Raw genomic sequence first — 17,097 nt, 5'->3', positions numbered from 1 at the left:
CTCACGCCGGTGGCCGGACCCGAAGGCCCGGACACCGGCAGAAGAGACGACACCCAACGTGACTCCCTCCATCGACGCTCACGTCCGCCTCGACACTCACCCAACCCATCCCAGCGCCGTGACCGCTGTCCTGACCGGCAGCCAGGCCCGCATCGCTCTCATGGCTCTCGAGGCAGCCGACTGGGCCGTCCTCGCCGACAACGTCCTAGTCTTGGCCCGCATCGACCACGAGGAGCCCTACTGGGCGGAGGACGCAGCCAAGCACCTGTCCGCCGGCGGCATCACCGTCGAAATCACCCCTCGACTCCGGGAGGCCATGGACGAGGAATGGACCTGGGCGAACTATCCGATGCCGTGGTGCACCCGCAGCGAGATCCGCGAGGTCTCCAACCACGCGCAGAAGATCCACGACGACATCCGCCACGGCCATCTCCTTATCCACGCACACGCCCACGACGGCCACACCACCGTCGCAGTCGGTACGTACCTCGGCCATGACGGCAAGTCGGTCTACCTCCACGGCGAGGACCACCTGCGCCAGGTCGCCGACACCTTCGACTCACCCGCTCAGGCCCTGCTCGCCTTCGAGATGGTCCACGGCACCGACATGCGCCCCGGTCCGGCACCTCTGACCGACGCCGAGCGGGCCGCCGGCGAGGCCCGTGCCGCCTTGGAGCTCGGCGCAGCGAAACCCGGGCCTCACCGCCCGGAGCCGGAGACCGTCCCCATCTACCTGGCCGATGCAGGCGACCACGACGCCCTCCTCGACTCCTTCCTCGACAGGCACGGCGAGTTCGAGAAGTGGCGGACCTGGTCCGACGAGACAACCCACGCCATCCACGAGTCGCAGACCCTGCGCATCGAGCGCGTCCACGAGACCCCGTCCCACGAGACCGCGTGGACCGTAGCCGCCTACGAGACGCCCGTCTCCGACCGCATGTGGGTCCTCACCGCGACCGGCGCCACCCCCGCCCCGGTGATAGCGGAACTTCTGAATCACCTCGCCGACGGCGACGGCTGGGACACGACCACCGGCGTCCCGGTGGAAGAGAAGATGGTCACCGCGGCCACCCAGCCGCTCTCCGACGCCGGATGGAAGCACACCGTGGACGGGCGATGGATCCGCTGGACATCCCCCGACGGGAACGCGGGCGTCCAGTTCGACGCCTTCACAGCACAACGCCCGAATCAGAACCTGGCCACCTGGACCGTCTGGGCCGGCCCCGGACCGGACCGGCCCACCTGGGCCATCACCGCGTCCCCCCACACCCCGAGTTCACTGCTGGCCGGCCTCTCCGAAACCCTGGCCCACGAGACCGGCACGCACCAGGCACAGCCTGCAGGCCGCGAACACAAGACCAGCCTCGCTACCAGTCCCCCGGCCACGCCCATGGTTACGGCCGGCCCAGCCGCCAGCCGTTCACGCTGATCATTGGCGCACACGAGCGGGGCGACTTAGCGCGGGATCGCCGGTTGGCCAAACCGGCGATCCCGCGCACGTTCGTTCGCGGCGCACTCTGCCCCGTTCCGTTGACGTCAGGTCTGGGATTCCGCGGCCCCGGCCGTAGCACGCTCAGGCCGCTCTTGATGTCAGTGACACCCTTTAGGATTCGGTCCGAGGGTTGAGCTGTGCTTCCTGAACGCGTCGGCAGGAACTGCGGCAGGCTTACAGACACGGACGGGGAGCCGCATGCTGGAAGACCGGTGGACAACGGTCACCGAGTCCGAGTATGAGCACGAGCGCCGTGGTCTTGAGGCGATCCGCCGGCGTCTGCCGGATGAGGAGCCGTGGCGTGCCTGGACGAACTTCATGTTCACCGCGAACAGCGGGCACGTCCGTGAGGTCGATCTTCTGGTGGTAGCGCCGGCCGGGGTCTTCCTGGTCGAGTTGAAGGACTGGCACGGCTCGGTCCACGGCGGCGGCAACGACTGGGTGCAGACCACGCCCAGCGGGACCAGCCGTCGGCATGGCAACCCGCTGCACCTGGCAAACCGGAAGGCCAAGGAGCTGTCCGGCCTGATTAACGGCGTCTCCGGTCGGCCCGCGCACCGAACGAAGATCTGGGTGGGTGAGGCTGTCTGCTTCACGGACGACAAGCTTCAGGTGAACCTTCCGGCTGCCGACATGAACGGCGTGTTCACGGTCAAGCAGCTGGTGGAGATGCTGGCCGTGCCGCCGGGAGACGCCCGCTACCAGATCACAGCCGAGGCATCCCGCTTTGTCGATGCAGCCCTGAAAAAGCTCCGTATCGCACCGATCCGCCGCCAGCACGAGGTGGGCTCCTACCTCCTGGAAGCGAAGGCGTTCGACTCCGGTCCCTCCTGGGCCGACTATCTGGGACGCCATTCCCAGCTGCACGATCTGGCACGGGTGCGGGTCTTCCTCAGTGAACGTGGTGCCTCCGACGACGAGCGGCGCTCGGTGGAGCGAGCCGCCGCCCGCGAGGCATCGGTACTCAGCCGTTTTCGTCATCCCGGGGCGGTACAGCTGAAGAATTATCTGCCGTCGGGGCATCCCGCCGGGCCCGCGATCCTCTTTGACTACCACCCGGAGACGCTACGCCTGGACGATTACCTGGTCCAGCACGGTGAGGGTCTCGACCTGCAGGGGCGCCTCGCGCTGGTGCGGCAGCTTGCCGAGACGGTGCGCTCCGCGCACTCCCGGCGGGTCCACCACCGCACGCTGTCGGCGCACGCGGTGCATGTGATTCCGCGCGACCGCGGTCCACGCGGGCGGGAGCTCGGCGAGGAGCAGCGCTGGCTGCGTCCGTGGACGCAGATCGCGGACTGGCAGATCGCCACCGGGCAAAGCTCCAGCCGCGGCCGGCCGCTGACACTGGCTCCGACGAACGTGACGGGATTCCATGTCGCGGAGCAGGCTGATCCCTATTTGGCTCCGGAGCTGAGAATTCCGAAGGCCGATCCAGTGCGCCTCGATGTGTACGGGCTCGGCGTGCTCACGTATCTGCTGGTGACCGGGCAAGCGCCTGGCGCGAGCCAGAGCGAGGTCATGGCGCGTCTGGAGGCCGGAGAGAGTCTGCGTCCCAGCGCGCTCGTCGACGGTCTCAATCCGGACATCGACGATCTGGTGGAGGCGTCCACCGCGTACGAACCGGGTCGGCGTCTGTCCACGGTCGACGACTTCCTGGAGATGCTGGAGTACGTCGAGCAGGCATTCGTCGAGGAGGTCCCGGGCGGCGGGGATGCGGCTGCAGTCGCGGGCGGGGACGGCGGTTCAGCCGCAGGCGTAGGCGAGGAAAGATCCGAGCCGGAGAAGGATCCGCTGGAGGCCGTGGCCGGGGACGTACTGGCCGGACGTTGGGAGGTCGTGCGCCGCCTCGGTACAGGCTCGACCGCGCGGGCCTTCCTGGTGCGGGATCTGGAGGGCGAGCCTCGGCGCAGCGGCGGCCTGCCGGTGGCAGTGCTGAAGGTCGCGCTGAGCGAGGCCAAGCATGCTGTCCTGGATCGTGAGGCGGAGGTCCTGGGCCGGATCCACAGGGACTCCAGCATCATTTCCCTGTACGAGCCGCAGCCGCTGACATTGGCTGGGCGCCGGGTCCTCGTCCTGGAGTACGTGGGCGACAGCAGGGAGCTGAAGGACCAGGACGGAAGTGCGAGTAAGGGGCCGCGCCGCCGGGAGGACACCGTTGCCCGCCAGCTGCGGGACAACGGCCGCTTGGGCATGGACCAGCTGGAGGCGTACGGGAAGTACCTCTTCGGTGCTGTGGAGCACTTGGAGGCGGAGGGGATCTGGCACCGGGATCTGAAGCCGGACAACATCGCGATCCGGGTCCGCCCCAACGGCACCCGTCAGCTGGTGCTGATCGACTTCTCGCTCGCCGGGTACCCGGCGAAGGAGATCGACGCGGGCACTGAGGGCTATCTCGACCCGTTCGTGGGCGTCATCACGCGCGGCTCGTACGACGGGCACGCCGAGCGGTATGCGCTGGCCGTGACGCTGCATGAGATGGCCTCGAACGAGCTGCCCCGCTGGGGTGACGGCTCGGTCACGGCCCGGCAGACGGATGCGAAAGAATGGCCGTACCCGCAGCTGGCGGCAGACGCCTTTGAGCCGGCCGTCCGGGACGGCCTGGTGGCGTTCTTCCGTAAGGCCCTGGCCCGAGATGTGAAGGACCGCTTCCCGGATCTCAAGCCGATGGAGCGTGCCTGGCAGCGGATCTTCCTGGACGCACAGCAGACCACGGCGCCGAGCACCGGTCACGGTGAGAAGTCGGGGCGCGGGGCGAAGGGCGGCACCGACGCGGTTGCCGGGTCGGCGGCGCAGCCGCGGATCGGGCGGGAAGACGACGACGTCTCTGCCGAGCAGGTCCGCGACCAGCAGGCCGAGCGCGCCGACCGGAACACGCCGCTGTCGGTGGCGGGTCTGACGGTCGCAGCGCAGTCGCAGCTGTTCGCGATGGGGCTGAACACCGTCGGGGACGTCTTGGAATACTCGGCGAAGAAGTTCCTCACCGCGCCGGGCATGGGCTCGCGCACCCGGGAGGAGATCCAGCGCCGGCAGAAAGAGTGGAACGCACGCCTGGGCAAAGCGGCTCCCGCGCCGCTCAGCGCGGAGGCCCGCAAGGCGGCGGGCCAGGAGCTCTCCGACTTGGAGCGGGCGGTCGCAGAGTCGGTCGCCGCCGACGGGGACGGCGCCGACCCGCAGGTGCTGGGCGGCCTGAGCCTGGACGCGCTCGCCGCCCGTCTCGTACCGAAGCCATCCAGCGGTAGCGCCCGCTCCAATGCCAAGGAGCGCGAAGCAATCCGGCTGCTGCTGCGGCTGCCCGATGAGACAGGGACGCTGCCCGGGGGCCTGGCCTGGGTCCGGCAGCGGGACGTCGCCGACGCGGTGGGCCTGACCGCGGGCCGGATCCCGCAGATCGTGAAGAAGGCGCGCGAGCGCTGGTACAAGGACGCGGCCCTGGGGCTGCTGCGTGAGCAGGTGGTGGAGCTTCTGGCTGAGCGCGGCCGGGTGGCCCCGGTGATCGAGCTCGCCGACGCCCTCATCGCCCGGCGGGGCACCCAGCACGTGGAGCGGCGCGACCGGCGTGCACTCGCCCTGTCGCTGCTGCGTGCGGTGGTCGAACGAGAGAGTTACGACAACGAGTCCCCGCCGCTCTTCCGCTACTTCCACGCGCGTATGCCCAAGGGCGCCGATCCGGTACTCGGCCTGCTCGCCCTGGATGTCCGGGAGGACGTGGACGGTCCGGACACCCCGGCGCTGCCCGCCCTGCAGGAGTACGCGCTGAACCTGGGCGTGCGGGCCGACCGGCTCGCGGCGCTTGAGTCCCTGCCGACGGCGAGCACGGTCCTCACCGAGCTGGACGCAGTGCGACGGCCACCGGGCAGCCTGGGCTGGGACGAGCGGCGGACGGCCGAGATCGCGGTCGCCGCCTCCACCCGGGCCGCGCTCACCCCGCGGTTGGAGATCTACCCGCGCGACCTGGACCTGGTGCGTGCGCTGCGGATCACCCAGGCCGGCGTGGTCGCCGTGCAGCCGGGCGTCGAGGAGGAGCGGCAGCCGGGCCTGACGGTGGACGCGCTGCACAAGCGGGTCGCCACCCGCTTCCCCGACCTAGGCACCGATCCGCTGGCGCCGCGCGAGCTGCCCACGGGCAGCGCCCTGGTCCGCGCCCTGAAGCAGGCCGGCTTCGAGCTGAAACTGGCCACCCGCTACGACAAGGTGCTCCGGCTCATCCCGGACCGCCCCTCCGGGGACGCCACTGCCGGGCTGACCTCGGCGAGCTGGGGTGCCTCGGCTGCGCGCCGCTCGGCCCCCACCCAGTACGACGCGGACGCGGCCGTCGCCGCTGCCGTCAAGGCTGAGCAGCGACTTATGCACTCGGCACGACAGGACGGCTTCCGGGTCCTGACCGTGCCCCAGCGGCGGGCCGAGGACGCGGTGCGGCGGCTGGCCAGCGAACCATACAGGGCTCGGCCGGTGTCGGTGACCGCACTGTTCATAGCCGAACTGCGCGGCGTGGTCGGCGAGGCCGCCCGACCGACCTGGGAGACCGTCCTCAAGGCGGACGCCGCCGAGCCGGGCAGCCGGGCTCACCAACAGCTGCGCATACGCACCGACAAGGCGTGGGGGCGGATCGAGCCGCAGCTGCGGGAGCAGCTAGCGGAGGCCGATGGTCCGCTGTTGCTCACCGACACTGCGGTCCTGGCCCGCTACGACGCGCTCGACCTGCTCGGGCGCCTCTCGGAGGAGGCTCGACAGGGCGGCAGCCCGCTGTGGCTGCTCGTCGCCCAGTCCGATCCGGCACGTGCGCCGCGGTTGGCCGGGCAGAGTGTTCCGTACCAGGCGGGGTTCGACGAGTGGATCGTTGTGCCTGACGCCTGGGTCACGCGCAAACATCTCGCGCTGGACGCCTGACCCACTTCTCCTCCTGACCTGATCTTCTTCCGTCATCTCCCTTCTCCACAGGAGCCGTTCGTGATCGACCGCAAGAGCCTCCTCACCGACCTGCAAACGCAGGTCAAGGCGGCAGAGACGGACCTTGAGCAGCAGGTCAAAGCCGTCCCCGAGGTCCGGACACGGCTGCGCGGCGAGTACGAACAGGCCCGGAAGCTGGGCCGCACGGCGGCGACCTGGAACGCCTGGCTTGGCGAGCGGATCACCCAGGTCGCGGTGGCCTGGGTGCTCGGCACGGTCTTCGTGCGGTTCAGCGAGGACAACCGGCTGATCGATGAGCCGTACATCACGTCCCCCGACGTGGCCGGACGGGAGACCGCCCAGGCCCGGTACGAGGAGTACCTGGAGAAAGACGCCGACCCGACGTACCGAGGATGGCTAGAGACGGCCTTCGCTGAACTGGGCGCCGGGCAGGCCGGACGGCTGCTCTTCGACCCCGAACATAACCCGCTCTACCAGATCCCGCTTTCACACGACGGTGCAGGCGCGCTGCTCGCATTCTGGCGCGAGCAGCGCGTTGGCGCGGGTGGACTCGACGGAGACGGCGAAGACGGGGCTGGCAGCCCTGTGCTCGTGCACGACTTCAGCGACCCGCTGAGCGAGGACGGCACCGAGGGCTGGGACACTCGGTTCCTGGGCGACCTGTACCAGGACCTGAGCGAGGCCGCCCGCAAGACGTACGCGCTGCTGCAGACACCGGATTTCGTAGAGGAGTTCATCCTCGACCGCACTATGACGCCCGCAGTACGGGAGTTCGGCTTCGAAGGTCTGAAGATGATTGACCCGACCTGCGGGTCCGGACACTTCGTACTCGGCGCGTTCCGACGCCTGGTGCGGATGTGGGCCGAACAGCGGCCCGAGGTGGGCGCGTACGAGCGGGTACGGGCGGCCCTCGACTCGGTGCACGGGGTGGACCTCAATCCATTCGCGGTCGCGGTGGCCCGCTTCCGGCTCCTGGTCGCCGCGATGGCCGCGAGCGGCATGCGGACCTTCGAACAGGCGCGGCGGTACGAGTGGCCCATCCAACTCGCAGTCGGCGACTCGCTCATCAAGGACCGGCAGTTGGAACTGCAGCTTGGCTTCGGGGCTGAGGAGGACGGCGGCACCAGTGACCCGCTCGCCGAGTTCTCGTACGCCACGGAGGACGTCCACGACTACCCTGGAATTCTGCAACAGGGGCGGTACCACGTAGTGGTGGGCAATCCGCCATACATCACGGTCAAGGACAAGAAGCTCAACGGGCTGTACAAGAAGCTCTACGACGCCTGCAGACTGCAGTACGCCCTGTCTGTGCCGTTTGCTCAGCGGTTCTTCGAACTTGCCAAGCAGGGCGGGGCCGATGGCACCGGCTATGGCATGGTCGGTCAGATCACGGCGAACTCATTCATGAAGCGCGAGTTCGGCACAAGGCTCATCGAGGACTACTTCGCGCACCGAGTCGAACTTACGGAGGTAATTGACACGTCGGGTGCCTATATTCCTGGGCATGGGACGCCAACAGTGATCCTCGTGGGTAAGCCTCGCGATGGATCGAAGCGACAAGCGACGATCCGAACGGTACGAAGTGTTCAAGGTGAACCCTCCGCACCGATTAATCCGGAGGAAGGGCTGGTGTGGACGGCGATCGTCCAGCAGATCGATGAACCAGGATCCGCCAGCCAATGGGTTTCCGTCGAGGACCTCGATCGCAGCCAATATTTTGCCAGGCAACCGTGGGTCCTCGCGGATGGCGGTCAAGAGATGCTCGGAAGCCTAGAGGAAGCAAAAGTAAAGCGTCTGGCTGAATTGAACCGAGCGATTGGGCGATACACGCACACAGGGAATGATTCTGCATATTTCCGGCCGGTCGGGACATGGCGGCGCTTCGGTGTACACCCGGAACGCGTGGTGCCACTAATTGAAGGCGACACTGTTCGAGACTGGGAGATCTCGGTTACTACCGAATCGCTATTCCCATACCGCAGAAGCGACCTCAAACCCGATCTTGCCGCCGACATCGCCCGGCCTCTCTGGGTTCACCGAGCAATGCTGCGTGAGCGACGAGAGCCAGGGGGAACGCATGAGGAAATTGGGCTTACTTGGTACGAGTGGAGTCGCTGGCACCCAGAGCGATACTCAACTCCGCTGGGAATCGCTTTTGCTTTCGTGGCGACGCATAATCACTTTGTGCTGGATCGCGGTGGGAAGGTGTTCAAGCAGACCGCGCCGGTGATCAAGTTGCGAGAGGGGGCGACGGAGGAGGAATATTTTCGGCTGCTCGGGCTACTTAATAGCTCCACGGCCGGCTTCTGGCTCAAGATGGTGAGTCACGACCGGGGCAGCCAGGGGGTGAACGAAGGGTACAAGTCACAGGTCTGGGAACGCTTCTATGAGTTCACCGGAACCAAGCTCCAGGAGTTTCCCCTCCCCGCCGAATACCCAACCATTCTCGCCAGCGAGCTGGACGCTCTTGCCCAGCAGCTCTCCGCGTCGACCCCCGCCGCCCTCGCTTCCGAGACCGTGCCCACGGTTGGTGCCCTCCGCGCAGCCGAAGCCCGCTATGACTCGATTCGCGCCCGCATGATCGCCCTCCAAGAGGAGCTGGACTGGCAGGTTTACTCCCTTTACGACCTGCACGCTGAGGATCTGCGCCTGCCTGACGTCTCTTCCGTGCCTGAATTGGCTCTTGGCGAGCGTGCTTTCGAGATCGTGCTTGCACGGAGGGTCGTTGCTGGCGAGGCCAGTGGCGAGTGGTTCAAGCGGCATGGGTCGACGCCGATCACGGAGGTCCGAGCGGATTGGCCGGCCGACTATCGCGAGCTTGTTCAGAGGCGGATTGAGGTCATCGAGTCGAACCGTGCCATTGGCATGTTGGAGCGTCCCGAGTACAAGCGGCGTTGGTCCACCGAGGGCTGGGATGCGATGCGACAGAAGGCGTTGAAGTCCTGGCTGCTCGACCGGGTCGAGGATCGTGTGCACTGGTTCGATGCCAGCGGCAACCCCACTATCACCACCCTCGGCCGCCTTGCTGAAAATCTTTCTACCGATGAGGGCTTCGCGTCCGTCGCCGAGCTGTACGCGCCCCGGCAGGACCTCGTGAAGACCGTTCGGGAGCTGCTGTCCGAAGAGCACGTGCCGTTTGTGTCCGCGCTGCGGTACAAGCCGACCGGACTGAAGAAGCGCGCCGACTGGGAGCATGTGTGGGAGTTGCAGCGTGAGGAAGACGCTGCGCCGGACGAGCCCGCGAAGCGGGAGATCCGCCAGCGAACTCCTGTGCCGCCGAAGTACACCTCCTCTCCTCCCGACTTCCTGAGGCCCAGCTATTGGCGTAACCGAGGCACGCTCGACGTGTCCAGGGAGCGATTCGTGTCGTACGGCACGGTCAACGTTCAGTCGCCGGAGCTGTACGGGTGGGCCGGCTGGGACCATCTAGAACAGGCCCTCGCCCTTGCCTCGTACATCCAGCAGGCTGGGCTCGGTGACGACGACCTCGTGCCGTATTTGGCCGGGCTGCTTGAGCTGCAGCCGTGGCTGGAGCAGTGGTACGGCGAGTACGACCCGGAATTTGGTGCGTCGCCGGCCGCCGAAATCCTGGCGTTCCGGCAGCAGAAGCAGGGTGAACTCGGGCTGACCGACGACGCGCTGCGGGCCTGGCGCCCGGCAGCCGCCACCAGAGGGGGCGCCAAGAGGGCAGCCGCACCCATGAAGCGAACGGGCGCGAAGGCAGCCCTCCAGATGTCCGTCACGGACAACGTCACCGATGCCGTCACCGGCGCAGAGTCCGACTGAGCAGGGCGAGGAGCTTAAAGACATCATGGCGTTCATGAGTAGGAACAACTCTCGCCCCGAGGACCGGCCGCTGCTGCGGGAGTTGATCGACATCCCAGAGTCGGTGTCCACCTCCGACTTTGTGCTGAAGCTGAACGAAGCGGTCACCCCCGAGGGGGCCGAGGCAGCACTGAAGGACTACGTCGTCACCGACCGGCTGCTCGGCAACTTCGACGAGGCCCTCGACCTGATCAAGTCCGCGCTGGACAGCCGCTCATCGAAGGCTGCCTATCTACATGGCTCGTTCGGTTCCGGTAAGTCGCACTTCATGGCCGTTCTCTACGCACTGTTGTCGCGTAACCAGGCCGCTCGGGCGCGCGGCGACCTCGACCCGGTGCGGGCCCGGCACGCCTGGCTGGATGCGGACGACCGCAAGTTCCTGCTGGTGCCGTACCACATGCTGGGCTCCAAGTCCCTGGAGCAGCGCGTGCTCGGCAAGTACGTGGAACACGTACGGAAACTCCACCCAGACTGCCCGCTGCCGCAGGTCTACCGGACCGACGGGCTCTTCGAGGACTTCGCCGAGCAGCGCCGCCGGAACGGCGACGAGCGGGTGATCGAGCAGCTCGCCGATGCCGGCGACGGCCAGGAGGACGAGTGGGGTGACTCCTTCGCCTGGACCACTGAGCTGCTGGACCAGGCGGTGAACGCGCCGGAGGAGCATGAGAACACCAAGGACCTCGACCTGGAGAACCCCTCCACGCCGCGGGAACTGCGGGCCCGTCTCGTGCAGGACCTCACCCAGACCCTGTTCCCGTCGTTCTCGCGCAACGCCTCCGAGGATGCCGACGGGTTCGTCTCGCTGGACAAGGGCCTCGGCGTCATCGCCGCGCACGCCAAGTCCCTCGGCTACGACGGGCTCGTCCTCTTCATGGACGAGCTGATCCTGTGGCTGGCCTCCCGCATCCACGACCAAAAGTTCGTCTCCCGCGAAGCCGACAAGATCACGAACTTTGTGGAGGGCGGCGACGAACGGCGCGCCGTCCCGGTGGTGTCATTCATCGCCCGCCAGCGCGACTTGCGTGAGCTGGTCGGCGAGGAGATGTCGGGGGCCGCCGAGGCCGCCGTCCAGGACAGTCTGAAGCTCAGCGGCGGGCGTTTCGACAAGATCGTCCTAGAGGACCGCAACCTCCCACAGATCGCGCAGGCCCGCCTGCTCAGGCCCACCAGCCCGGAGGCCGAGGCGAAGGTGGAGGCGGCGTTCGCCGAGGCCAAGAGGCTCGGTCCGGACGTGTGGGACACCCTGCTCGGCCATGACAAGTCCACTACCGGCGCGGACGAGGGCGCGTTCAGGCGGACGTACCCGTTCCCGCCGGCGTTCATGGACACCCTGGTACACATCTCCGCGGCCCTGCAGCGCTCCCGCACCGGCCTGAAGCTAATGAGCCAGCTGCTCGTCGATCACCGCGACGACTGGCGGCTCGGGCAGCTTGTGCCGTTGGGCGATCTGTACCCGGCGATCGCGGGCGGCGGTGACAAGGCGTTCAGCGGGGAGACCAGTGTTCACTTCGAGGCCGCCGACAAGCTGTACCGGGACAAGCTCCGCCCGTACCTGCTGAAGACCAACCAGGTCACCGAGGACCAGGTCGAGGCGTACCGCCGCCGCCCCGAGATCCTCGGCGATCCGCAACTTGCGGCCCGCTGCCGCGACTTCACCGGTGACAGCCGACTGCTGCAGACCCTGCTGCTGTCTGCGCTCGCGCCCAGTGTGCCCGCGCTGGCCGACCTCACCCTGGCGCGGCTGCACGCCCTCAACCACGGCTCCATCACCACCCGCATCGCGGGGACGGAGGTCGGCCGGCTCGAGCAGAAGGCGAAGGAGTGGGCGGCGACCTTCCCCGAGATAAAGGTGACCGGTACCGGGCCGGGTGCGGTGGTGCGCCTGGAGCTCACCGGCGTCGACCTGGACGCCGTCCTCGCCAACGCCCAGGTCCACAACAACCAGAACAACCGACGTGCCAAGATGCGCGGCCTGCTCAAGGAGGCGCTCGGCGTCAGCGACGGGCCTGGCGGCTTCGACGCGTACGACGTGCTCAACCTGGTGTGGAAGGGCACCGAACGGCAGGTCGAGGTCGTCTTCGGAAACGTCGCCGATGTCGACTCCCTGCCCGAGGCAACCCTGCGTCCCAGCCAGGAAGACGCCTGGCGGCTCATCGTCGACTTCCCCTACGACGAGGGCGAGTTCGGGCCGATGGACGACCTGCAGCGGCTGCGCGCCCTGCGGGAGAAGCCGGGCGGTGACTCACGCACCCTGGCCTGGCTGCCCACCCACCTGACCGATGCTTCCCGCAGCGACTTCGAGCGCCTAGTCGTCATCGACAAGGCCCTCGCTGACGAGACCCGCTTCGACTCCGACTTGGCGCGCAGCCTCAACGCCGACGACAAAGAGCGCGCCAAGGGCATGCTCCAGTCGCAGCTCCTCATCCTCACCGAGCGCGTCACCCAGGCGCTGCGGCAGGCGTACGGGCTCACGCAGAAGCAGGAAGGGGTCGTCGACCTCAGCTTCGACACCCACCTGGTCGCCCAGCAGGACGTGCCCGAGCTGCGGCTTCCGCTCGGGGCGACCTTGGATACCGCCGCCCGCGACCTGGCCGGCAAGCTGCTCGCCCACCAGTATCCCGCCCACCCCGACCTGGACCCGGACGGCACTGGCAGGCCCGTGAAGCCTGCCGAGATCAAGACCGTCTTCGAGTATGTCCGCAAGGCCGCCGAGAACCGTGACGGCCAGACCGAGGTCGACTCCAAGGACCGCAAGACCATGGCGCGGATCGCGGGCGGCCTCGGGCTCGGCGCGATGCGGGAGGCGTACTACCGGCAGTCCACCGCCTGGTCCGACCACTTCAACGACCGAGCCCGCCGGAACGGCACCGCCGAGCCGACCCTGGTCAAGCTCTCCGACTGGAGCGACCTTCCCGAGCCGCGCGGACTCCCCGAGCCGCTGCGCCGGCTGCTCGCCGCCGCGTACGCGGAGATGACCGACCGGGTGTGGGTGCGCGGCGGCGTCCCCGTCGAACCCGCGCCCGCACCGCACGAGCTGAAGCCGGACTACGCCCTGCGCGAGCAGCAACTGCCGACGGAGAGCGACTGGGCAGAGGCGCGCAAGCGATTCGAGACCATGCTCGGCGACCAGGCGCCGCAGCTGCGGCGCGGCCGGATCGTCAACCAGTTCGCCGCACAGATCAAGCAGGCCGCCGCCTCACTCGGCCAGGACGCCGGACGGCTCGTCGGGGAACTGGAGAAGCACCGTGCCTTTCTCCAGTTGAACGACGACTCCCCCCGGCTCGTCCTTGCCCGGCGGGCGCAGGAGCTGGTCAAGGAGGTGACGGAAGCTGGCATCGAGGCGAAGACCGTCGTGGACCGGCTCGCCCGTTTCCCTCTCGGCGACTTTTCCGCACACCGGTACGGCATGTCGTTGAAGAGCGCCGGGAAGGTCGCCAGCGCGCTGCAGAACACCAGCTGGGACCAGCTGAGCCTGGCCGACACCCTCGGCGTGGACGGCGCGGCCGTCCTGGAGCGGGTGCGGGATGCTGCTGCTGGCGACCCGGGTGATTACCCCGACCTGCCGGGCGTGCTGCACGCCAGCGGCCGGGAAGTGCTGTCCCTGCTGAGGTCTCGCCAGAGCACGACCGAGCGCCCCCAGCCGTCGCCCACTCCGCCGCCGAGCTCCGACAGCGTGGACCTGAACGGCGGCTCCGCCCACCCGCAGGTGCTGCCGGAGCCGCCGCAGCAGCCGGGGCCGCGCACACCGTCCCGGTCCGTGGCCCGCTCCGGCGGCGGGCGGACTACCGCCGCCCGGGCCGCCGCCGAACTGCAGGCGGAGATCGCGGCGCTCGCGGCCGAACACCCGAACGCCACCGTCGAGGTCACCTGGAAGGTCGTCGACTGATGTCCGACACGGTCACCACAGCCCCCACGACCGCCGGCCCCGCCCGGCTGTCGGCAGGAACCGTCCGTCAGTACCTCGCCGCCCGCAGTCGGCTCGGTGACGGCACGGTCCGCGTACTGCTGCTGCGGGCCGCTCCCGTCTGGGACGGGCCCGCCGTGCAGCGTACAGCTGGCGGGCTGCAGGCGCGGGTGGTCGTCGCGCCCTCGGTGCTGGCCGTGCACGAGCAGATCCTGGGCCACCTCGACGCGGCGACTCCCCCCGACCCCAAAGTCCTGGTCGTCCTCACCGACCGCGAGGACACCGACCTGGACCCCGGGCTGCTCGCCCGCGTCTACGGCGGGAGGATCCGGTCTGTCGACAACTGGGAGGTCGTGCAGGAGGCGTTCGACGCCCGCGGCCTCGACGGGCGGCTGCGGAGGGAGACCTGGGCGGCCGAAGCGCTCCTTGACGCAGCGGCCAGCCGCGGTTGGCCCTCGCTCGGCAAGGGACTGCTCTCCCGAGACGAGGCCCTCACCCGGCTGGCCCGGCGTCGGCTCCGGCTCGGCCGCCGTGACACGGACGCGCTGGGCGGGCCGGCCGCACACGATGACGGGGACCGCATCGACCCCATCACCCTGTTCCGGTGGACCCACATCCCCGGCGGCCCCAACCTCCTGCGCGATCTGCGCGGACCGGAACGGGCCGGCCTGGCCCGCTTCCTCGCCGAACCCGAACAGGCCGGCTCCACCGGAAAGATCATTACCGCCCTGGTAGACGCCGACCACGGGGCGGACGCAGCCGCCTACGCGGTCGTCTGCGCGGCCCTGTGGGGGCACGCGGCGGCCGACCACGACCTGTACCGGGCGCGCGGGCGCGCCGAGCGATGGCTCGGCGACCAGCCCCCCGCCCAAGGCGACGACCTCGACCGACTCCTCGCCTCCTTCGGGCAAAGCGGTGAGGCGTACGTCCGCGGCCTCGTCGACCGGGGCGAACACCGGCTCGCCGACCCCGTCCTGAGCAGGGCCGCGCAGCTCGTCACACAGTTCGGGGCGCAGACCGCCGCCACTGCCAGTCCGCTGCTCGCCGCCGGACTCGATGCCCGCTTCACCGCAGCAGGCCGCGCCCTCGCCGAGGGCGGTCCCGAGACGGTCACGGCTGCCATCACCGCGCTGACCAAACACGCCCTGGCCGTCGACGGCGCCACCCAGGCCCGTATCGAACGGGTACGGATGGCAGCGCGGCTGCGGCGGTGGCTGGCGTCCCAGCCTGAAGTCGACATCGCCTCGGTGGCCGACGGCGCCGCCCGCCAGATCCGCGAACTCGGCTGGGTAGACCGAGCCTTGGAACACCTGGACGCGGGCGGCGACGCAGACGAGGCACTCGCCAACGCCTACAGCCGGATCGGCGAGCAGGTGCGCAGCAAACGTCGTGAGCTGGACCGCGCGTTCTCCGAGCGGCTCGCGGTGTGGACCGCAGATGGCACCGCCCCCGGCGCCATACTCACCGTCGAAAGCTTCCTGGACCGGGTCGTCGCGCCCGTCGTGGACTGTCCCGGCCGACGGGTCCTGCTCCTCCTCATCGACGGAATGAGTGCGGCGATCGCAGCCGAACTGGGTGAGGAACTGCACACACACTGGTCCGAGTTCGACCCGCTGCAGGGCGCGACCGGAGCACCGGCGAGGCGTGCCGTGGCCGCTGCGCTGCCCACCCTCACCACCGTTTCCCGCACCTCGCTGTTCGCCGGCACCCTGATGAAGGGCGACCAGAACGACGAGAAGCGGCTCTTCCCCCAGCACCCGTGCTGGAAGGGGGCCCCTGCGGCTGTCTTCCACAAGGACGATCTGCGCAGCCCCGACACCGGCTCGCCCTTCTCCACCGCCCTGACTGAAGCGCTCGCCGACGAGCGCACCCATGTCGCGGTCGTCCTCAACACCGTCGACGACCGGCTCGCCAAGGAGCAGAAGCTCGGCGACGGCGCTTGGGAGATCAAGGAGATCGGCGGCCTGGAACCGCTGCTGCGGGCCGCCCGCGCCAACGACATGACCGTGCTCCTCACCTCCGACCACGGCCATGTGGTCGAGCGACGCGGCAGCAAGATCGACACGGCCGCCGGCGCCATAGGGTCGGCCCGTCACCGCACCCCCGGCGGACCCGTCGCACCGGCCGAAATTGAGCTGTCCGGACCACGGGTGGTCTGGCCGGAGCCCGGATCGCGGATCGTCGCGCTTCGGGACCACGACGCCCGGTACACCGCGCTCAAGGCGGGCTACCACGGCGGGGCAACCCTCGCCGAGTTCACCATCCCCCTCCTCGCCCTACTGCCGTTCGGCGCGGAGCCACCTACGGGGTGGCGGGAGCTGGGCGACCTTACGCCCGCATGGTGGGAGCAGGACAACGACGCCACCACCGGACTCGAGGCCGAGACGAAGGCCGGAGCCGATGCCATCGCGGCACCCGAGGCCACCGCTGCACGCCCAAGCCGCAAGCAGGCCAAGAAGTCAGCCCCGCCCGTGACAGAGGGCGCTATCAGTCTCTTCGGCGAGGACGAGGTCACCTCCGCACCACAGGAACCTGTCGCCCCTGTAGTGAAGCCTGCGGCCGTACCCGTCTCCGATCAAACAGAGGACCCTGCCACCGCACTGGTGAATCGCCTCATGGCCACCGAGCTGTACCAGGAACAGCTGGCACTGCTCGCCCGTGTGCCACGCGACAAGGCGGTCCTGCCGAAGGCTCTGGCCGCGCTGGTCGAAGCGGGCACCCTGCCCATGACCGCCCTGGCCGAACGCGCCGGCCAGCCCACCACCCGAGCCCCTGGCCTCGCCGCGACCCTGGCCCAGCTCCTCAACTATGACGGCGCCCAGATCCTGGAAATTCTCCCCGACAACCGCACCCTGCGCCTGCACCGGGGCCAGCTGATCGAGCAGTTCGGACTGTGAACTGGGGGTCTGCGGCCATGCCGGGCGGTGAAGTCGGCCCGCCTGGCCGCTCCGGGCAGCGGCGGCGCGGC

Annotated in this window: 5 protein-coding genes; all 5 read left to right on the top strand. The window is 68.9% G+C overall.

Going from position 1 to position 17,097, the window contains the following annotated elements:
- Positions 1–58 precede the first annotated feature (58 nt).
- On the top strand, positions 59–1,429 hold the full coding sequence (locus ACQPXS_RS36080) for a DUF317 domain-containing protein (protein ID WP_433453694.1): 1,371 nt from the start codon (positions 59–61) through the stop codon (positions 1,427–1,429).
- 261 nt (positions 1,430–1,690) lie between these two features.
- Entirely contained in the window at positions 1,691–6,379 is a 4,689-nt protein-coding gene (pglW, locus tag ACQPXS_RS36075; protein ID WP_433453692.1) for a BREX system serine/threonine kinase PglW, read from the top strand.
- A gap of 60 nt (positions 6,380–6,439) precedes the next feature.
- Positions 6,440–10,186: a BREX-2 system adenine-specific DNA-methyltransferase PglX gene (gene pglX, locus ACQPXS_RS36070; protein ID WP_433453691.1), complete on the top strand. Its 3,747-nt coding sequence runs from the start codon at positions 6,440–6,442 to the stop codon at positions 10,184–10,186.
- 25 nt (positions 10,187–10,211) lie between these two features.
- On the top strand, positions 10,212–14,111 hold the full coding sequence (gene pglY, locus ACQPXS_RS36065) for a BREX-2 system ATPase PglY (RefSeq protein WP_433453689.1): 3,900 nt from the start codon (positions 10,212–10,214) through the stop codon (positions 14,109–14,111).
- Entirely contained in the window at positions 14,111–17,026 is a 2,916-nt protein-coding gene (gene pglZ, locus ACQPXS_RS36060) for a BREX-2 system phosphatase PglZ (RefSeq protein ID WP_433453688.1), read from the top strand. Before pglY ends, pglZ begins: the two co-directional genes overlap by 1 nt.
- The last annotated feature ends 71 nt before the right edge of the window (positions 17,027–17,097 follow it).

Source organism: Streptomyces sp. CA-142005 (assembly GCF_050942335.1).
In the GTDB taxonomy this organism is placed as follows: domain Bacteria; phylum Actinomycetota; class Actinomycetes; order Streptomycetales; family Streptomycetaceae; genus Streptomyces.
The sequence above is the reverse complement of the archived record's forward strand: the minus strand, read 5'-3'. Positions and strand labels throughout refer to the sequence as shown.